Annotated in this window: 15 protein-coding genes and 3 pseudogenes; 16 read left to right on the top strand and 2 right to left on the bottom strand. The window is 65.7% G+C overall.

Annotated elements, in window-relative coordinates; all coding sequences use genetic code 11:
* Nucleotide 1 precedes the first annotated feature (1 nt).
* The 6 genes from QZ753_RS07595 (at nt 2) to QZ753_RS07570 (ending at nt 6,501) form a co-directional block, all read left to right on the top strand.
* On the top strand, nt 2–343 hold the full coding sequence (locus QZ753_RS07595) for a hypothetical protein (protein WP_294642447.1): 342 nt from the start codon (nt 2–4) through the stop codon (nt 341–343).
* 535 nt (nt 344–878) lie between these two features.
* Complete coding sequence (locus tag QZ753_RS07590) at nt 879–1,169, top strand: hypothetical protein (RefSeq protein WP_294642445.1); 291 nt, start codon at nt 879–881, stop codon at nt 1,167–1,169.
* Between the two features lie 170 nt (nt 1,170–1,339).
* Nucleotides 1,340–3,487 (top strand): AAA family ATPase, encoded by a 2,148-nt coding sequence (locus QZ753_RS07585; protein WP_294642444.1) that lies wholly within the window; start codon nt 1,340–1,342, stop codon nt 3,485–3,487.
* Nucleotides 3,488–3,604: 117 nt separating this feature from the next.
* Complete coding sequence (locus tag QZ753_RS07580; protein ID WP_294642442.1) at nt 3,605–3,859, top strand: hypothetical protein; 255 nt, start codon at nt 3,605–3,607, stop codon at nt 3,857–3,859.
* A gap of 212 nt (nt 3,860–4,071) precedes the next feature.
* Complete coding sequence (locus tag QZ753_RS07575; protein ID WP_294642441.1) at nt 4,072–5,013, top strand: 3'-5' exonuclease; 942 nt, start codon at nt 4,072–4,074, stop codon at nt 5,011–5,013.
* Nucleotides 5,014–5,823: 810 nt separating this feature from the next.
* Complete coding sequence (locus QZ753_RS07570; RefSeq protein ID WP_294642439.1) at nt 5,824–6,501, top strand: hypothetical protein; 678 nt, start codon at nt 5,824–5,826, stop codon at nt 6,499–6,501.
* Nucleotides 6,502–6,508: 7 nt separating this feature from the next.
* On the opposite strand, the gene QZ753_RS07565 is transcribed toward QZ753_RS07570, so the two are convergent.
* The gene (locus tag QZ753_RS07565; protein ID WP_294642437.1) at nt 6,509–7,192 is read right to left on the bottom strand and encodes a hypothetical protein; all 684 of its coding nucleotides are present in this window, start codon (nt 7,190–7,192) and stop codon (nt 6,509–6,511) included.
* 72 nt (nt 7,193–7,264) lie between these two features.
* On the opposite strand from QZ753_RS07565, the gene QZ753_RS07560 reads away from it, so the two are divergent.
* From QZ753_RS07560 to QZ753_RS07545, 4 genes and pseudogenes are all read left to right on the top strand, one after another.
* The gene (locus QZ753_RS07560; RefSeq protein WP_294642436.1) at nt 7,265–8,908 is read left to right on the top strand and encodes a Mu transposase C-terminal domain-containing protein; all 1,644 of its coding nucleotides are present in this window, start codon (nt 7,265–7,267) and stop codon (nt 8,906–8,908) included.
* A 2-nt stretch (nt 8,909–8,910) separates the two neighbouring features.
* Nucleotides 8,911–10,023 carry an ATP-binding protein gene (locus QZ753_RS07555; protein ID WP_294642435.1) on the top strand — a complete coding sequence of 371 codons (1,113 nt, stop codon included), beginning with the start codon at nt 8,911–8,913 and terminating at the stop codon, nt 10,021–10,023.
* A complete protein-coding gene (locus QZ753_RS07550) occupies nt 10,020–11,846 on the top strand; it encodes a TniQ family protein (RefSeq protein ID WP_294642433.1) in 1,827 nt (608 codons plus the stop codon). Before QZ753_RS07555 ends, QZ753_RS07550 begins: the two co-directional genes overlap by 4 nt.
* Before the next feature lie 423 nt (nt 11,847–12,269).
* Nucleotides 12,270–13,822: pseudogene (locus QZ753_RS07545) on the top strand (ISL3 family transposase).
* 70 nt (nt 13,823–13,892) lie between these two features.
* Here the strand turns inward: QZ753_RS07545 and QZ753_RS07540 are convergent.
* A pseudogene (locus tag QZ753_RS07540) lies at nt 13,893–14,033 on the bottom strand (LysR family transcriptional regulator); the annotation flags it as partial.
* A gap of 183 nt (nt 14,034–14,216) precedes the next feature.
* Here QZ753_RS07540 and QZ753_RS07535 point away from each other — a divergent pair.
* The 6 genes and pseudogenes from QZ753_RS07535 to QZ753_RS07510 all read left to right on the top strand — a co-directional run.
* Nucleotides 14,217–15,470, top strand: a pseudogene (locus QZ753_RS07535) (SRPBCC family protein).
* A gap of 888 nt (nt 15,471–16,358) precedes the next feature.
* Complete coding sequence (locus tag QZ753_RS07530; protein ID WP_294642432.1) at nt 16,359–17,165, top strand: transporter substrate-binding domain-containing protein; 807 nt, start codon at nt 16,359–16,361, stop codon at nt 17,163–17,165.
* Nucleotides 17,166–17,241: 76 nt separating this feature from the next.
* The gene (locus QZ753_RS07525; protein ID WP_294642430.1) at nt 17,242–17,907 is read left to right on the top strand and encodes an amino acid ABC transporter permease; all 666 of its coding nucleotides are present in this window, start codon (nt 17,242–17,244) and stop codon (nt 17,905–17,907) included.
* Nucleotides 17,908–17,919: 12 nt separating this feature from the next.
* Nucleotides 17,920–18,573: an amino acid ABC transporter permease gene (locus QZ753_RS07520; protein WP_294642428.1), complete on the top strand. Its 654-nt coding sequence runs from the start codon at nt 17,920–17,922 to the stop codon at nt 18,571–18,573.
* Nucleotides 18,566–19,288, top strand: coding sequence for an amino acid ABC transporter ATP-binding protein (locus QZ753_RS07515; protein ID WP_294642426.1), 723 nt, complete (start codon nt 18,566–18,568; stop codon nt 19,286–19,288). The genes QZ753_RS07520 and QZ753_RS07515 overlap by 8 nt, the downstream gene beginning before the upstream one ends.
* Nucleotides 19,289–19,429: 141 nt before the next feature.
* On the top strand, nt 19,430–20,102 hold a 673-nt coding region (locus QZ753_RS07510), incomplete at its 3' end, for a proline racemase family protein (RefSeq protein ID WP_294642424.1).

The following is a 20,102-nucleotide window of genomic DNA, read 5'->3' as shown; positions in this document are numbered from 1 at the left end:
GATGATGCCGAAAAAGGGCACGGATGTTCCACCCTGTTCTGCCTACGCGGTCGCCGTTTCGAAGGCATTGCTGGCCGAGCTGGGACCGAGAAGCGGTGCCACGAAGATCGTCATGCACTGGACCGGTGCCAGCGAGCGATCGGTCAAGTACTGGATCGAAGGCACGCGTGGACCCGACGGACGTCACCTCGTGATGCTGATGAAAAATTCGGACGAAGTGCTGAGGACCGTCCTGTCCATGGCAGGTCGGGAGCAGCTGTCGCTGACCCTGGAGATGTCTGCTGCGAGAGACGCTCTTTCTCGGGCGATCCACGCCATCGATGAGCTGCTGAATCGGAGTTGAAATTCAACGAAGACTGGCGTGGCGTGCTGATCAGATCCCCTGCTCCGGAAGCTCAGCTGCGACGGCCGCACGCCCGCTCCGCTGGCCAGAACGGCACCGATGCGGTTCACGAAATTGGAGACGGCTGGGTCGCGAGTGAATAAAGTACGGTGATCGGTCTTTAGCCGCAGGAGGACCGAAAGATGTAGGATGCTAATGCAAGATGATTTCACCTTGCAACGGACGCGACATCGGATTTTCGCTCTTGTTCGGCACCCGACCCATTGATCAGGATGCAGAAACACGCCAAGGTGGTGCAGTAACGCGCACCGATTGTGGAAAACGGCTATTTGGACAGCAGTATAACGAAGCCGCACCGAGTCCGTTAACCACGATCGACTCGCTTCGATCGATGAACTTGCTTTCAGACCGATCGTGATTAGATCGTCGGCGGTCGGGCGATTCGCATATCCTCCCTGACGTCCCTGATCGGCCGCCGAGCAGCGCCAACTGCATCGACGGCCTGGCCATCACGTAGCTTTTGTGGAGCTCAGCAATGGTTGACGGCAATATCGTCGCGCCGCAGCGCGACGGCAACTGCGCGCACGCGCTTTCCGCATATCTCGTTAACGCCGCCGAGGCCCGCCGGTACCGGAAGGCCCGTCAGGACCTTCTCGACCGTGCTCCCTGCTCGGGAGATACGATCGCGATCGAGGATGCCGCGGCCGTGCTGGACTGGCACGGCCCCACGGCGATCGTCGAGCTCCTCTATCTTCTGGATCGGGGCAAGTTCGTCGCCGACTTCCAGAACGCCGACGATCGGACGATCGTCCTGCGCCGTCTCTAGCTCCGTCGGCTACGTCCGCCGGGCCGAGACGTTCGGCGGACCCGAACCTCCCCAGACATGGAAACCCGCTCGCCGATCGCATCCCGCGCTCGGCGACCGAGCCGCCGCATCCCGCCCGGTATCACCCGTCGGGATGCTTCGCCGCGCCATTCTTCCCACGAGGAGTTCCCATGCACGCCTTGAAAGCACCCAATCGAGACGAGCCCACGCCCGATCCTGCACAGTCCCCGACGCTCGGGCGACGCTTCGTCGATCTGCTGCTCGCCGACACGGCGCGGATCCACTCGGTCATGACGGGCGGCGATCCCGTGCCCGATCTCGACGACCTGCCGGAGTTCGGTACGATGGTCGACGCGTCCGATGCGCCCGTGACGGAAGAGATCGGCCTGTCAGTAGACGTCGCGACGACGGCTGTTCTTCTGGCCGCAGCATTCGAAGCCGAGCCCGGCGTGCTGCGTGCGCTCCGTACGGCCGCGCCCGTCGTCGTCGTCCGTCTGCCCGACGAAGACCTTCTGGCCTCGGTGAAGAGCGTGCTTTCGGTATGCGTCTTCGGCCGGACGACCCCGCTCGTGGAGGACGGGTCGACGATGTACAAGCTGGCCGGCCTACGCGCAGACCGACGGGCTGCCGTCGTCATGCCGTGCGACGCCGTAAGGAAACGCGACGAGCTCGATGACTGGGCCGTTCGTGCGATGTCCCTCGGAGTCCCGATCTGCGCCGTCTCGACGGACCCGCAGCAAGGCGTTCCGAAGCGCATCCGTACCACGGCCGATCATGTCCTCGAGTTCGGTCGGTGGACCGGACAAGCCGTCAGTCTCGTGATCGAGGCCGTCACGGGATCGGTGATCGAGGTTCCGAACGGTCCGTGGATCGGCAGCATTGCGCTGGACGATCTCAGGTCGTCCGTCTCGCGTCGTCGCGGCGGGGCCGGCTCTCTTGAACGGCTCCGGTGGATCGTTGAGAAGAGGCTAGCGACTTCGGCGGGACTGCCTCGGCTCGAAGACCTGTCCGGCTACGGTGAGGCGAAGGGGATCGGGCTCGATCTGATCGCCGATCTTCAGGCATACCGCGACGGACGACTCGGCTGGCGGGACATCGACCGCGGCATGCTCCTCGCCGGCCCGCCGGGCGTCGGCAAGTCGTTCTTCGCGAGGGTCTTCGCACATTCGGCCGGCCTGCCGCTCGTCTCCGCCTCCCTCGCGCAGTGGCAGGCCGCCGGCCACCTCGGCGATCTCCTGAAGTCGATGCGTCGCTCCTTCTCGGATGCGCGGGCGGCCGCGCCGTGCGTCCTCTTCATCGACGAACTGGATTCGCTCGGCGACAGGTCGACGTTCGAACACCGCCACCGTGACTATTCCATCCAGGTCGTGAACGGCCTCTTGGAGCAGCTCGACGGCGTCGGCGATCGCGAGGGCGTCGTCGTCCTGGGCGCGACGAACCACGTCCGGATGATCGATCCGGCCATCGTTCGTCCCGGACGGATAGACCGCGTAGTCTGGATCGACCTGCCCGATCCTGTCGAAATGGTGGGCATCCTGAGGACATGCCTGGGATCGGACCTTAATGGCGCCGATCTGATGCCCGTCGCACGGGCGGGGACCGGAGGAAGCGGAGCGGACGCTGCGTCGTGGTGCCGAAGAGCACGCGGTACCGCGAGGCGCGCCGGACGCAAGCTGCTCGTGGAGGATCTGCTTGAAGCAGTCCGGAGCAGCCGCAGCGACCTTTCTGAGGAGGATCTCCATCGCTGCGCGATCCACGAAGCCGCGCATGCCTGCGCGGCTGCAGCTCTCGGTGTCGGTACGATTGGATCGTTGACGCTCAGCGATGCCGGAGGCTCGATCCAGTTGACACCGCGCACGCAGATCGTAACGGCAGACCGTGCGATCAGGGACATCGTCAGCGTTCTCGCGGGTCGGGCCGGCGAGATGGTCTTCCTCGGCTCTCCGTCCGCTGGCGCCGGCGGGACCAAGGCATCGGATCTCGCGAAGGCGACCGGCATCGCGATGGCGTACGAACTGAGTTGGGGCCTCGGTCACGTCGGCCCGCTCTGGCACGGCGATCCGACCGACGGCCTGTCCGCGCTCGGCAGCCCGCCCGGATCGATGATCGCCGTCCATCGGGTCCTGCGCCATGCCGAAGCGGAGGCGGAGCGTCTCGTCCGCCGCGAACGCTTCGCGATCGAGCGCCTGGCGACACGGTTGCTCGATGCAGGCCACCTCGTCGAAGCGGAGATCGCCCCGCTGCTCGCAGAGATCCCGCCGTTCGAGATCCGTCCGTGCACGTCGCCGCTTCCGCCGCAGTCCTGCTCCTCGGATTGACGGACTGCGTCCGGAAGGTCAGCGGGTCGGCCGAAGATTGGGTCGACCCGTCACGCAGCCCGACAGGAATCCGAATGACGGCAGCGACGCGGCCCATTCGGCACGCGGAGTGAGAACGTGGCCGTCATTCGCTTCACAGGCGCCGTCGTACTGCGCCGTCCCCGAACCAACGTCGTGTCACCCACCACTACCGACATCGGATCGGCGACCATCATCGGCGCGGCGATCCGCTGCCAAAGGCACGGTATCCGCGGCCCGCGCAGACGGTGGCTCACCGTGAAGTTGCGGCAGCTTGCCGCAGAAGGCGACCCCACTGCGAAGCTCGTTCTCGATCATCTGACGCGGAAGCCCGGTTCGCCGACGAACGGGTGAGGCGGACGGCGGTTCGCCGAACAGCGTCCCGGTGGCGGGATGCCCGTGGTTCACGCTCGCTCGGCAGGATGCAACGGCGAACCTTACGCCTCGAACGGGACAATTCCCCAAACCTTACCGACCGCCGCTGCAGCCAGAACCGCCGCCCCGACCGACCTCCGACGAACCGACACCGAACCAGAATTCTCAAACAACCTGAAGGATCTCGTTTCATGCCGATGCAGACCCTCTTCGAACGCCTCGACGAAGCGGCGACGGATACGGATCCGGCCGGCTCCTCAGACGAGGCTGCGGCTCGTCGTCTCGAGTCCACCGGACGCTTCCGCATCCTGCGCCAACTCGAACACAGGCCCGTCCGGGCTAGGATGACGGACGCGGACCACGCCGGACTGCGACTTGGGATCGTCGTCGACGTCGAGACGACCGGGCTCGATAAGGATTGCGCCGAGGTGATCGAGGTCGGCGCGGTGGCCTTCACCTACGCGGCCGACGGCATCCGCGACGTGGTGGGCGAGTACTCGGGTCTCGAACAGCCGACGAGACCGTTATCGCGTGAAATCTCGCGCCTGACCGGCCTGACGGATCCGGAGCTGGCCGGACGCAACATCGACCGAGCCGCCCTTGCCGCCCTCGTCCGCCCAGCGGACATCGTCGTCGCCCACAACTCGGCCTTCGACCGCGGCTTCTGCGAGAAGCTCGATCCGATCTTCGCGACCAAGACGTGGGTCTGTTCAGCAACGGACATCGACTGGAAGGGCCTCGGCGAGCCCGTCGCCAAGCTCGGAAATCTTCTGGCCTCGGCCGGACGCTTTCATGGCGCGCACAGGGCCCTGACGGATTGCCACGCGGTTCTCGAAGTCCTCGCGGCGCCCGCATGGGACGGTCCGGAAGGCGCCTTCGCGCAGCTTCTCGCCGCCGCCGTGACTGAGATGTTCGAGATCCGGGCCGAAGGCGCTCCCTACTCCGCCCGGGGCATGCTGAAGAATGCCGGATATCGTTGGGATGCCGGCGGGCCAGGACGTGCGAAGTCCTGGTACAAGATCGTTCCAAGGGACCGCGCCCCGGACGAGGAGTCCTTCTGCCGCCGCGAGATCTATCGCACCGGCGGTGCGCCGGTCGTCCGCCGGATCCCGTCAGGCGAACGTTTCCGCTAGATTGCCCCGATGGTCGGATTTTCGCCTCCGACGACGCGGACCGCCCCCTCGATCGGGGTGACGTGAACGGCGCACGTTCCTCGGAGCCGTCACCCGAAGGGATTTCGCAACGCGTCCCTGCCCATGATGGCGCAGCGATCGTGCGCCCCCGGGACCGCAGGTCCGTGATTGCGGCAGCGCCTTACCCGGAACACAGGACCATACCTGCAGACCGAATGTTCTCCGATCCGGTCGGGCACCCGAATCGGCCGCGACCGACGATTCGTCTTGACCGACCCGATTCGGGCGTCGACACCCTACTGAAGTCACCAAAGTAACGGAATATTAACGGTTGTAACGAATCGTGATCGATCTGATTTCGGCGATTTATCAACCGAAACAGGCACTTAGCTGTCAGCATTTGAAATGCTAGCGCCTCTCCCGTCGAATGTCACCGGGTTGATCGCCGGTCGATTCCTGCGTTTCTGGACGCAGAATCAGTGCGGCCGGCGATGAGGCGGAGGCGGATATGACGATCACCTAGGAAACGAAAAAACGCGCCGATCCTGGCCGGGATCGACGCGTCGCTTTCAGTACCGTCCACGCGCTCCGTTTCCACAAAGCGACGCGCGGGCGGATTTCAACCACATCGCGACTCGTCGCGCTGCAACCCGACCTTTGCCCAACGCACCCGCGTGGTCAAGTGAAAGTCGGTCTGTCGCGGCACTCGCGTGGAGAAACTCCCGCGTCATGCGCAACAAGCCGAATGTCCCGAAGCATTCCATTTCCATGTCGCATGACGCGGCATCGCAGAAGGTCTCGTCCCACGACGTGTCCAGCAGGCACGCGGAAGACGAGTCGTGGCTCCCGCCCGAGCCCAGTCGCGCCAGCCGTGCGATCGCCCTGCGGTCGACCGCCTCCTACCGCGGCTCGATCGTCGACGCGGCGACGAACCGCGAGCATCTGTTCGAAAGCGATCTGGAGCAGGGTTTCATCCACATCGCTCTCGCATCTCCCGAGGTCGTGGAGCTGCACGAGCAGCCGCCGGCCGTCGCCTTCATCGACGACGACGGCAGACGCGCCGAGCACACCTTCGACGCGCTTCTCGTCACTCGAAGCGGCGAACGCGTCGCGATCGACGTGAAGCCCCGTTCGAAGATCGGACGCAGCCGCATTCTCGATATCCAGCGGCGGATTCGCGAGCAGGTGGGAACACGGTTCGCCGACCGGTATCTCGTGCGCACCGAAGATCACATCCATCCGGACGACGTCGCCGACGCGAGACTCGTCCTGCGCGCCCGCCGCCTCGCGGATCCGGCGGCCGATGCCGCCATCGCGGAAGCGTTGCCGTTCCTCGCCGGATGGTGCCGGCTTGTCGATCTCGTCGACGCGATCGGCGGCGGGTCGGCCGCCTTCAACGCCGCGGTGCGCGCCCTTGGCTCCGGCGTCCTGTCGGCGCGGGGCGACGCACGCATCTCGATCGATGCGTTCGTCAGGCGCGCCGCCTGACCTCCCTTCAGTCAATTTCCAGATCTGAAAGGCTTCCATGTCCGTCTTCAACGGAACCGCCGTCCATCGCTCCGCCCGGACCACCTACGGCTTCCCGGCAGGTCACGTCTTCGCCGTCAGCGATCCCGACGAGATCCTCTACAAGCATGTCGGCCACGATCAGCACTTCCTCGAGGTGGAGCCCGTCGGCCGACCGGGGCTGACGCAGTTCTTCACCCAGAACGAGTTCGGCATCCTGGTCGGGGACGACAAGGTGGACCCGCGCATGGACCGGGAGGGAGACGCCCGTCGCCGGACCGCCGCCCGCAACCCCGACATCGAAACGGGGCGCGATCTGCCCGACGAGGAGCGGGAAGCACTGGTCTTCTATGCGAGGCTCTGCCGACGCATCCAGGAGATGTACGAAGCCGGGCTCACGTCGAAGACGGACAAGGCGCTCCTGCGGGCGATCCCGAAGGTCATGGCGGAGATCGTTTTCGGCATCTACGAGGAGGAGCGGGAATTCCCCGAACGTGGCAGGGGCGTCAAGGGTCGCGGCCGATGCAAGTCGCCGCCTGTGCAGGCGAAGGTCCGCCGCACGGCCGCCCGACAGGTCCACAGGAGCTTCAACGCCCCCTCGCCGTCCACCTTGCGGAGCTGGATCGCCGTCCTGATCGAGCACGACTGGGACGAGTTGTCGCTTCGCGACCATCGCAAGGGGCGTTGCGGCGATCGGGCTCCCAAAATCACCGAACCCCTGTCGCTCGCCGTCATGGGAGGTTGGGTGCGCGCCTATCTCGACCGGACCCGGCCGACGATGGCGATGCTCTACAAGCTGATGCTGGGGGCCGTCGACGTGGAAGACGTCAATGCCAGGCGGGACTCTCAGGGCCGGTCGGCGCTTGCCGTCGAGGACCTCGAGACCTTCGCGGTGGTCAACGCACGGCGCGGGACGGAAGGCCTCCCGCCGCTGCCGATCCCTTCACGATCGACCTTCGAACGCGCCGTCCGCAGACTCGACCCGTTCGAGGTCTGCGCGGCCCGATACGGCATCCAGCAGGCCCGGCGCCGTTTCAAGATCGCCGGCCGTCGAGAGGCCGCGATGGCTGCCGGCGAACGGGTCGCCATCGACTCATGGCGCTTCCAGCTCATGATGACGAAACTGCCGCAGCAGGCCTGGGCCGGGTTGCCGAAGGAGCTGATCGGCAGACTCGCGGCGCTCCGACTGAACGCCTGCGTCGCGGTCTGCGAGGCGACGAAGGTGCCTCTCGGCGTACGCCTCTCGGTCAACGCGGACTCGGACACGGTCCTGCGGACGCTCGAGATGGTATGTCGCGACAAGAGCGATATCGCCGCAGCGGCCGGCTGCCGATCGACGTGGCACCATGCATGCACGCCGGAAAGCGTACCGTTCGACTCCGGACCGGAGAACATCGAAGCGAACGTCCGCTGGGCGATCCGCGACATCGGCGCCGTGAACGTGATCGGCCCGGCCAGGCATCCGGATGCCCGCCCGTGGGTCGAGCGCTTCTTCGCGACCCTGGACGTGCAGTTCGCGCAGTTCTTTCAGGGGCGCACCTTCTCGGGTGTCGGGGAGAAGGGCGACTACGACCCCGGAGCAGCGGCGAACGTCGTCGTGGAGGTGCTCGGCAAGTCTCTCGTGCGGTACCTGGTCGACGTCTACCTGAACAGCCCGCACGCCGGTCTGGGCGGTCAGACACCGAACGATGCATGGGAGGAGAAGACGGCACGCTACGGCCTGATCCCCCCGCCGGCCGCGAAGGTCCTGCGTGCGGTCTTCGGTTTCGCAGACACCCGCCGCATCCAGAACCGCGGCATCCGCTTCCTCGGGTTGCGCTACCGCTCGAAGGAACTCGGCAGGCTCCGCATGGATGTCGGACAGGAGGATGTCAGGATTCGCGTCGATCTCTCGGACCTCGGCGCCATCTCGGTCTGCAGGAACAAGCCGGGCTCGCGGTGGTTCACCGTCCCCTGCGAAACCGACATGACGGGCGTCTGCGTCGAGGAATGGCTCGGGGCAGCCGCCGATCTGCGGCGCCGCCACGCTTCGACGGCCAAGCTGCGCGAGCCGATCGTTCTCGCCGCACTCCGGGATCTCCGCATCGCCGGCAAGGCTTCGGCCAGGGCTGCAGGCATCGGCCCGTCGACGACGTCGCGAGATGAGATCCTGCAGATCGAGAAGGAGCAATTCAAGCACTTCGACATCGTCGTTTCGGACCGGCGCGGTCGAACGTTCGAAGGGCTGGACGACGAGGACGATGCAGCGGAGGCGGCCGCTGCGAAGGACGATCCTTCCGCTTCCGACGATGCTGGGGAGCACGGGGACGTCGAGGAGGATGGCGTGACGCACGCACCCGTCAGGCGTCGTCGCGGTCGGCACGGTGCCGATTTTTTGAAGGAGGACTGATCATGAGCAAAACCGATCCCCTCACCCCGTCCAGGAAGTCCGAGGCGTTCCTCGATCGCATCCGGAGCAACCAGAACGAGAAGCGCCGTTCGGTCGCTCAGATCATGGGAGACGTCCTGTCGGTCCACCTCCCCACGGCTTACGACGCCGACCTGAACGATCAGCTCGACTGGCTGTTGGATTCGATGCTCCTGGAACTCGAATGCCGCAACGGAGCGGCGACGCCCCGGGGAATGATCCGGGGCGGGCGTGTTCTGGTCGTGACCGGCGAGGCGGGCGCCGGCAAGTCGGCGGCGATCGACCATGCGCTCAGGAACCGGCCGGAGTTCGCCGGTTACGGTATCGAGGGTGCATGGAGCCCGGTCGACTCGGTTGTCGCTCCGTCGCCGTTCACGCTCGGGGCTCTGGGCAACGCGATCGTCCGCCGCTCCGGCTACGAGGGACGCCGCGACATTCAGCACAGCAAGGTCTGGCCGGTCGTCCGCGAACTGCTGAAGGAGCGTGGCGTCAGGATCCTGCACATCGACGAGGCCCAGCACGGCGACGAGATCGTGAACCAGGTCGCGTTTCGGGAAGTCGAGAACACCTTGAAGCGGATGCTTCAGGAGGAGGACTGGCTCGTCTGGCTGATCTTGTCGGGACTGCCCGAGTTGGCCCGGTTCTGCCAGGACGACAAGAGCATGAAGCGCCGGGTGCGCGTGCTGCGCTTCGAGCCGTTGCGCTTTCCCGATCATGTGGAGACGATCCGCGACACGGCGCGCCGGATCGGCGAGGCCTGTCCGTCCGTCAACTGCACGACGGTCATGACGGACGAATTTGCGAACAGGCTGCTGCACGCGGCGATGCGCCAGTTCGGGATTCTGGTCGAGTACATCCAGGACGCGATCGGTGAATGCCTGACGGCCGGAGAGAGCGCCCTCTCCGCAGTCCATTTCGCGGACGTCTACTCGCTCCGCACTGGCGAGCTCGATGACGACATGAATGTCTTCCTGTCCCGGAACTGGGCCTCGATTTCCGTCGAGACGTCGCTCTACGAAGAGGTCGTCGACGACGAAGGGAGCGTCCTCGGCGGCCGCAAGCTGAAGGGCCGCCGTACTAGAGGGGTGCATCGATGAGGCTGGCATTCGAACTGCGGCAGGGCGAAAGCGAGATGCCGTCCGACTTCGCCTCCAGACTGGCCCACCGTTGCTGCCGCGACGATCTTCGCGACTTCTGCGGCGACTTCGCGCTGGACTATCAGCGCATCGTTGATGGCGACGCTCTTGCTGTCGACCGTCTGGCGGACCTTGCAGGAGCGGATGCAGCACGCCTTAAGGCGGAGGCGTTCGTCAGGACGACCGTCCCGCACCGGTACGTCCACAAGGACGAGACGCTGGTCCGCCGAAACCTCGCACGCGATCGCGTGCGCGTCTGCCCGGCATGCCTTGCGGAAGACGTGACCCGACACGAGGTCCGCTTGTCCGCCCGGCCCTGGCGGCGAAGCGAATGGATCGTCCTCGCCGTCCGCACGTGCCCTGCGCACGAACTCGCGCTCGTCGACCTCGGCGTCGATTCCCTGCCGGCCCGTTCGCACGACACGTCGCGAGCCCTCGCCGGCGCACTGCCCCACCTCGACAAGCTGATCGCATCGACGACGCGTCGTGGTCCGTCACCCTTCGAGACCTACGTGCGCGGGCGGCTGGCAGGCCGATCGTCCTCCCCATGGCTCGACGCCCTTCCCCTCCATGCGGCACTCCGCCTGACCGGGGTCGTCGGGGCGGTCGACGTTCACGGTCCGGGTGTCGCCCTGACATCGCTCGACGCCGACGCTTATTGGGAGAGCGAGGCCGCGGGCTTCGCGATCCTCGACCGCGGCGAGACGGGACTGCGGGACCTGCTGGAACGCCTGCAGCAGAAGTTCGTGCGAGGACGTACGACCTGGGGTCCGAAGGCGATGTACGGCCGATTGTACGAATGGTTGGCGCACGAGAGCGACGACCCGGCATACGAACCGATGCGTTCGCTGATGGTGACGCATGCTGCTGAGACGCTGCCCGTCGGCCCCGACGACGAGATGTTCGGCCGCGCGTTCCCGACGCGCCGCTTCCATTCGATCCATTCGGTCTCGCTCGAGTCCGGACTGCATCCGAAGCGTCTCCGCAAGCTGCTGCGGGAAAGGGGACTGATCGAAGCGGATGCCGGTCTCTCCGACGACAGGGTGATGATCGACGCGCAGGTTGCCGAGGAGTTCGTCTCGACCATCGCTGGGACGATGTCGCTGAAGCAGGCCGCCGCCTACCTCGGGATCCCGCGTCCCCTGGACCGCGAACTGGTGGCAGCTGGCTACATTCGTCCGATGATCAGGGGCGGAGGAGACGCGCTGGGAAGTCACGCCTTCCGACGCACTGATCTCGACGCCTTCTCCGCTTCGCTTCGGGAGCGTGCAGACCGCGGCATCGTCCCCGACACCCGGATGGCCACCATTCCGAAGGCGGCCCGCATCGCTTGCTGCGACTCGATCCGGATCCTGCGCCTGCTGCTGGACGGCAGGCTCGAACGGGTCGCGGCTGGCGACGACGAGCGCGGCTTCCTGTCGGTCCTCGTCGACGTCGACGAGATCAGGCCGCATGTCGTCCGGCCGGATCACGGCGGCATGACCCTGCGCGAGGTCGAGCGCGAGTTGGTGACGTCGACGAAGGTCGTCGCCAATCTGATCGATCTCGGTCTGATGGCAGCTAGTACCGTTCCAAACCCTGTGACGAACGCCCCGCAGAGGGTCGTCACGCGGGACGAGCTCGCACGTTTCCGGAGGGAGTATGTCCTTCTTCATGGACTGGCGGCGAGCCGAGGCGTCCACTCCCTCCGCGTGAAGAAGGAACTTGCCGCGGCCGGCGTCGAGCCTGTCGTCGAGCGCTCCGTTCTCGACGCGACGCTGTACAGGCGGTCAGATATTCCCTGACGTAGCTGCCCTATCACGTCTTCTCCCGCCCCCGCCCTTATGGTCGGGGGTTTTTTGTTGCCGCTGCATGTCGTTCCGGGCGAGATTCTGAGCGAACTTCGTGCGTCTAACCCATGCGCAGCCATGAATTTCGGATTTGCAAGATATTGTTTCGAATGACGTTTTCGTCGCATGTGAGCGAGTTATAGCGACGCGTCAGGACCACGACGGTTCCCGCCCGCTTCGTTTTGGGCTGAACGAGCAGCGGACGTCATCGACTAGGCATACTCGGTCCGGGCTCATCGATCGCTTCGAACGGTCCGATGTGAATCGGCGTGGAATAAGGCCCCTGTTTCTGAGGTGATCGGCGTCCAAAAGGGGGTCTGACTCATCTTCGGTGCAGTTTGGCGTTGGGATCGGCGATTTCCGATGGGGATCGCTGCCATGTCGTGCCGCCTTTCGCTCTCAGCCGTCATTCCAGCCGGATTCGCCGTCGATCATCAGGAGTTCGTGGACGGCGTCCTGATCGTCACCGCCTCGGCGCGAGCGTCATCCGCAGCGTGCCCGTCCTGCGATCGTCTCTCGCATCGGGTTCATAGCCGCTACCACCGGCGTGTCGCCGACCTGCCCCTGGGCGGACATGCGGTCCAGCTTCGGTTGGCGACGAGGCGCTTCCGATGTGACGAGCGAGGTTGGCGGCGACGGATCTTCGCCGAGCGCTTCGGAGCGAGCGTGTCCGAACGGGCCCGTCGTACCGATCGCATGGAGGGGATCGTCCATCACCTCGGCCTTGCTCTCGGCGGTAGGCCGGGTGCCGTCTTCGCCGAACGGCTGATGCTGCCGGTCAGCAACGACACGCTGCTGCGCGTCGTTCGGCGCCGGGCGGGTTGTCGGACTGATCCCTTGACCGTGGTCGGCGTCGATGACTGGGCGTTCCGCCGCAACCATCGCTACGGCACAATGATCTGCGATCTGGAACGGCGCCGAATCGTGAAGCTGCTGCCCGACCGCGAGATCGGGACCGTCGCCGCGTGGCTCGCTGCCCATCCCGGCATTCGTGTCGTCTCCCACGACCGAGGCGGCGGCTACGGAGAAGCGGCTGCACGGGCATTGCCTGATGCGATCCAGGTTGCCGACCGCTGGCACTCGATGGAGAACGCCAGCAGCAGCTTTCTCGAGGCGGTATCGAAGTCGATGAAGCCGATCCGGGCTGCCCTCGGCGCGACGGCCGTGGATCCCAAGCTGCTCACCTGTGCCGAACGTCTCCAGTACGAAGGCTACCTTCGGCGCGAAGAGACGAACGCCATTGTCGCCGAGCTGGCAGCCAACGGCACCTCAATCAAGGAGATCGTCCGTCGAACGGGCCGCAGCTGCAGGCTGGTCCGCCTGATCGTGCAAGGCCAGCGCACGGATATGTTCCGTACGCGACAGGGCTCGCTCGACCCGCATTTGCCGTTTCTCGACGCGCAGTGGGAGGCAGGCTGTCGTAACGGGGCCGAACTCTGGCGTCGCCTGCGTGCGCTTGGCTTCGCCGGATCAACCCGTGTCGTCTCGGAATGGGCGACGCGACGACCCAGATCGGAACGCATGACGACCGCCCAAGTCCGCAAGCCGCCATCGGCCCGCACCATTGCCCGTATGATGACGCTGAAGCGCGATCACCTGACGAAGGCCGAGACCCTCATCGTCGCCGCGATCGAGCAAGGCGCCCCAGCCTTGGCGGAAGCGCAGACCCTGGTCGACCGCTTCCAGTCCATCGTCCAGCGCAAACCGAAGCCGATCTCGACCCCTGGCTCCAGGACGCCGGCTCCAGTCTCATCGCTTCCTTTGCCCGCGGCATCACCAAAGATCTTGCCGCCGTCCGCGCTGCTGTTGATCAGCCTTGGTCGAACGGCCAGACCGAGGGCCACGTCAATCGCCTGAAGCTCGTCAAGCGCCAGATATACGGCCGTGCCAATCTTGATCTGCTCGAGGCGCGGCTCATCGGAGTGCCTTGATCGTCATCGAGATTGCGTCAGACCCCCTTTTGCGCGCCGATCCGGGGTCCCTTTCCAACGCCGTTTGACAGGCGGTCGGCTCGATCGACCGATGGCCGCGGGGGAACAGCGGAAATCCGAACTCGGCTTCGAGAAGAGCGATCTGCCGGCTCACCGCCGCCTGCGTGACGCCGAGTTCGCCCGCCGCCACGGTGACGCTGCGGTGGCGCACGACGGCCTACAGCGCAACGAGGGTCGTCAGGGACGGCATGCTCTTGCGGAAATGCAATTCAGCGCCTCCGATCGCCGTGGAGGCTTCACATTACATCCGGTCATGCGAACGGCAACTATTTATGCGGTTGAGCGGCCAGGCGATCGGGCGAAGATTGGAGCGCTTCCACCATGAGGTGACGTCATGCTGAACCGCCTCCCATCGTCGATCTCGTCTCTTCTCGATGCCCGCGCCGACGGCCACGGCCTACCGGCCGGCCTCTACACGCGCGACGACGTCTTCGCCGCCGATCTCGACGTGTTCTTCCGCAGCCACTGGATCCAGATCGGCGTGGAGTGCGACGTCCCCGAGCCCGGCGATGCGACCGTGATCGACATCGGCAGCACCAGCCTCATCCTCCGGCGCGACGACGATGGCCAGATCCGCGTCCTGCACAACGTCTGCCGGCACCGGGGCGCACGCCTCCTCGACCCCGGCCCGTCGATCGTGTCCAAGCTCGTCTGCCCCTACCACCAGTGGACCTACGAACTGACCGGCGAGCTCATCGACGCGCCGCACATGGGTCAGGACTTCCGGAAGGAGTGCCGGAGCATCAAGCCGGTGGCCTTCAAGTCGATCGGCGGCCTCGTCTTCGCCTGCCTCTCCGACGATCCGCCGGCCGACGTCGATCGCCTGGAGGCGGTGATGAGCGAACGCCTCGCGCCCTACGGCCTCAAGGATGCGAAGATCGCCTTCGAGAAGGACGTCATCGAGGACGGCAACTGGAAGCTGACCATCGAGAACAACCGCGAGTGCTACCACTGCTCGGCCAACCATCCCGAGCTCTGCGTCTCGTTTATCGACCTCGACTTCGGCTTCGATCCGCAAAGCCTCACGCCCGAGGACCGCGCGCCAGCGGAACAGCACTTCGCCCTCTACGAGGCCCGCACGAAGACCTGGGAAGCCGACGGCTTCCCGTCCGCTACGGTCGAGCAGATTTCGAACTGCGCCACCAACTTCCGCACCTAGCGCCTGATCATCGCCGGAGCCGGCGAGTCGCAGACACCCGACGCCACCGCCGCCTGCGAGAAGCTTCTCGGTTCGATGACCCGCAAGAATCTCGGCGACACACACCTCTGGGGCCACAACGCCTGGAACCACTTTATGGGCGACCACGCGATCGTCGCCCTCGTCATCCCGCTCTCGGCCGTACGCACGCTGGTGCGAACGAAGTGGCTGGTCCACAAGGATGCCGTCGAGGGCTTCGACTACGATCTCGAGAAGCTGACGAGCGTCTGGATCGCGACGACCGAGTAGGATGCCGACCTCGTGGCACGCTCGCACGCAGGCGTCAGCGATCCGGCCTTCGAGCCAAGTCCCTACTCCCGCTTCACGGAAGGACAGCTCGACAGCTTCGCCACCTGGTACGTCGACCGTATGCGGGCCCACGGGTACTGAACTGGCTCGGGGCTCGAAGCCCCGGGAAGCCGTGGCTCGGGTCGAGACTCGTTTCCCTTCGACGGACGCTCCCTACAATCGTTCCGGCCGGCCGCGAGCCTGCCGGTCAGACCGGGGGCCCGGAGGAATGGTTCCCGAATCAAAAGCGGCACGAACGGCAGGCGTCAGGTCGTCGCCGATGCGCACGGCCGCACGCTGGGCTGTCCTCTTGGCGTCCCGCCTACCTGGGCCACGTCACGGCAGCAACGTTCCCGGATGTCTACTCGCGCCGCAGCGAGCGCACGCTGACCCAGGCTGACATGCCCGTGCGTCCCCGAACGCTCTTTCAACGAGGGCAAAAGCTCGGTTTTCCGTACCGCGGATCTCGTGGCGCTCGCGACGCACGGCGAATGTGATTATGAACGCCTCCACCGCATCGGCTTCGTGTTCGCGCAATCGACGGATGGGCGGCGGGTCGCAACCCGATTCTCAACTCTCTTGCTATCCGTCGTCGCCTTCATCCGTCGCTGTTCGTGTCCGGCTTTTGACCAGCCGGATCGATCTTCCATGCGATCGAGGCGCACCCTGCTCAGAATCGGAAAGCCGTCGACGAAGAAGCGATGCAAGCGGTAGATGGGTCGATCGCAGGTTGCATTCAGCCGACACTCTAGATGGATGGCAGTGGCACCTTTTTCCGACCTAATGCAAGAACCCGATTGCCAGCCGCCGCTGAGGGTTGAGGCATCGCAACGCAGCATTTTCGCGCGTCGGTTGCCCAGAATTATTGCATTGCCGCAATCTGCATTTTTTTTGTATGCACGCGCTTGACTGCCTTCGAGGGGCGTATACGATCCCGGTCCACAAGCCGATCGCAATTGTTTCCCCGTCCCTCACTTTGGAATGTCGATCATGAAAATCGCCGCTCTCCTCGCGGGTACCGTCCTGGCCGCCAGCCTCGCTCTGCCGGCCTATGCGGACAAACTCGACGACATCATCGCGTCCGGTACGCTGCGCTGCGCGGTCGTGCTCGACTTCCCGCCGATGGGCTCGCGCGACGCCTCCAACAATCCGGAAGGCTTCGACGTCGACTACTGCAACGACCTCGCCAAGGCGCTCGGCGTCACCGCCGAGATCGTCGAGACCCCCTTCCCCGAGCGCATTCCGGCCCTGATGTCGGGCCGCGTCGACGTCGGCGTCGCCTCGACGTCCGATACGCTGGAGCGCGCCAAGACCGTCGGCTTCTCGGTCCCCTACTTCGCCTTCGAGATCGTCGTCACCGCCAACGAGAAGTCGGGCGTGACGTCTTACGACACGATGAAGGGCAAGACGGTCGGCGCCACCGCCGGCACCTACGAGGCGATCGCCCTCGAGAACCAGGTCAAGGAGTGGGGCTCGGGCGAGTTCCGGCCCTACCAGACCCAGGCCGACGTCTTCCTCGCGCTGAGCCAGGGCCAGATCGACGCGACGGTCTCGACCTCGACGGTCGCGCAGGCCAACGTGAAGACCGGCAACTTCCCGGGCATCAAGGTCGTCGGCCCGACGCCGTTCGACATCGACTACGTCTCGCTGTTCACCAACCGCGAGGAGTACGGGCTGATCAACTACCTCAACCTCTTCGTGAACCACCAGGTTCGCAGCGGCCGCTACAAGGAGCTGTTCGAGAAGTGGGTCGGCGGCGAAGCGCCGAACCTTACGGCGCCGGGCGTCTACCGCTAATCTCGTCGTCACACGACGGCGCGCGGCCCCTCCGGCGGTCGCGCGCCGCCCTCACCCAACCGACGAACGGGCTCGGATGTTCGGCTACACCTTCCGATGGAACCAGGCCTTCCAGGCCCTTCCGCGCATGCTCGACGGGGCGCTGGTCACGCTGGAGATCGCGCTCCTGTCGATGGCGATCGGCGTCGCGGTGGCCGTCGCGCTGACGCTCTTCCGCCGCTCCGAAAGCCGCATCCTGCGCGCCTTCGCGACGTCCTGGGTCGAGATCGCGCGCAACACGCCGGCCCTCTTCCAGATCTACATGGCCCATTTCGGCCTTGGAGCCTTCGGCATCCACCTCAGCCCCTTCACCTCGCTTCTCGCCGGCATCGCCTTCAACAACGCGGGCTATCTCGCCGAGAACTTCCGCGGCGCATTGAAGGGCATTCCCGATACGCAGATCCGCGCCGGCCGGTCGCTCGGCATGACCTCGCTCCAGGCCTTCCGGCTGATCGTCTTGCCGCAGATGCTGCGCATCGCCTTCCTGCCGGCGACCAACCAGATGGTGTGGGCGATCCTCATGACCTCGCTCGGCGTCACCGTCGGCATGAACACCGATCTCGCCGGCGTCACGCAGGAGCTCAACGCCCGCTCCTTCCGCACCTTCGAGTTCTTCTCGATCGCGGCCGTCATCTACTACGTGATCGCCAAGGTCGTGACGCTCGCCGCCCGGCTCCTGGCCTCGCGCCTGTTCCGTTACTGAGGGGCGCGCTCGATGTTCGATACCGCAATGACTGGAGCCGACCTCGTCTTCCTCCTGAAGGGCGCAGGCATGACGCTCGCGGTCACGGCCGTCGCCGTCGCCGCCGGCACCGTGATGGGCATCCTCTTCGGCGTCCTGCGCTTCCAGTTCGGGCCCTACTGGTCGGCGCCGCTCACCTTCGTGCTCGACGTCTTCCGCTCGGTCCCGCTGCTGATCCAGCTCGTCCTCGGCAATTCGCTGCAGGCGATCCTAAAGCTCGGCTGGGCGCCGTTCACGACGTCCTGTGTCGTGCTCTCGCTCTACACGGCGGCCTACTGCACCGAGATCGTGCGCGGCTCGATGGAGGCCGTGCCGACGACCACCCGCCGCGCGGCGCGCTCGCTCGGCATGACCTGGGGCCAGGACATGCGCGAAATCGTGGCACCGCTCGCGACCCGCATCGCGCTTCCGTCCTGGATCGGCCTGACGCTCGGCGTGATGAAGGATTCGGCGCTGGTTCTCTGGCTCGGTCTGATCGAGCTTCTGCGCGCCTCGCAGATCCTCGTGACGCGGCTTCAGGAGCCGCTGTTCATCCTGATCATCTGCGGCGCGATCTACTTCCTCATCAGCTTCCCCATCGCCCGGCTTGGCGGCCACCTCGAAAAACGTTGGTCCCCCCATGATTGAGATCAGACAAGTTCGAAAGTCCTTCGGCCCGCTCGAGGTCCTCAAGGGGATCGACCTCACGGTAGCCAAGGGCGAGGTTCTCACCATCATCGGCGGCTCGGGCTCGGGCAAGTCGACGCTCCTCACCTGCATCAACGGCCTCGAGCCGATCAATGCGGGTCGGATCGTCGTCGACGGCACCGAAGTCCACGCCAAGGGCACGAACCTCGACAAGCTGCGTCGCAAGATCGGGATCGTGTTCCAACAGTGGAACGCCTTCCCGCATCTGACCGTGATCGAGAACGTGATGCTGGCGCCGCGCAAGGTGCTCGGCCAGACCAAGGCCGAGGCCGAGGAAATGGCGGTCAGGCAGTTGACCCATGTCGGTCTCGGCGACAAGCTGAACGTCTATCCGAGCCGCCTGTCGGGCGGCCAGCAGCAGCGCATGGCGATCGCCCGCGCGCTCGCCATGAGCCCGGAATACATGCTGTTCGACGAGGTGACCTCGGCGCTCGATCCGATGCTGGTCGGCGAGGTTCTCGACACGCTCCGCATGCTCGCCTCGGAAGGCATGACGATGATCTGCGTCACGCACGAGATGAAGTTCGCGCGCGAGGTCTCCGATCGCGTTGCCTTCTTCCATCAGGGCGTCATGGCCGAGATCGCGCCGCCCGCCCAGCTCTTCGACGCCCCGCAGCAGGATGAGACGCGCCGGTTCCTGTCGGCGACGCACTGACGCAGCCGGGCGCGCGGGCGGAGCGCCGCCGGACCGCAGAGGCTGGCCCCAATGTGCCCCCGGCATTCCTGCCGCCGCTCGATTGCCTTCAGGGACGACCGCCCGTCGGACGGCCCGACGGCCCCATCCGAGGACGAACCGATGCGCACCTCCAAAGTCATTCATGTCGTGACGTGCCACGCCGAGGGTGAGGTCGGCGACGTGATCGTCGGGGGCGTCGCCCCGCCGCCGGGGGCGACGGTCTGGGAGCAGTCTCGCTTCATCGCGCGCGACGAGACGCTTCGCAACTTCGTCCTCAACGAACCGCGCGGCGGCGTCTTCCGGCACGTGAACCTCCTGGTGCCGCCAAAGGACCCGCGGGCCCAGATGGGCTGGATCATCATGGAGCCGGCCGACACGCCGCCGATGTCGGGCTCCAACTCGATCTGCGTGGCGACCGTGCTTCTCGACACCGGGATCATCCCGATGGAGGAGCCGATCACGCGCATGGTGCTGGAGCCGCCCGGCGGGCTCGTCGAGGTTGAAGCCGAGTGTCGGAACGGCAAGGCCGAGCGCATCCGCGTGCGCAACGTCGCCTCCTTCGCTGACAAGCTCGACGCCAGGCTGGAGGTCGAAGGGATCGGCACGCTCACCGTCGATACGGCCTACGGCGGTGACAGCTTCGTGCTCGTCGACGCCGCCGCGCTCGGGCTCGAGCTGACGCCCGATCAGGCGCGCGACATCGCCCGGATGGGCGTTCGGATCACCGCCGCCGCCAACGAGCAGCTCGGGTTCCGGCATCCCGCGACCGACTGGAACCACATCTCCTTCTGCC

It is taken from the genome of uncultured Aureimonas sp. (assembly GCF_913775355.1).
Taxonomy (GTDB): domain Bacteria; phylum Pseudomonadota; class Alphaproteobacteria; order Rhizobiales; family Rhizobiaceae; genus Aureimonas.
The sequence above is the reverse complement of the archived record's forward strand: the minus strand, read 5'-3'. Positions and strand labels throughout refer to the sequence as shown.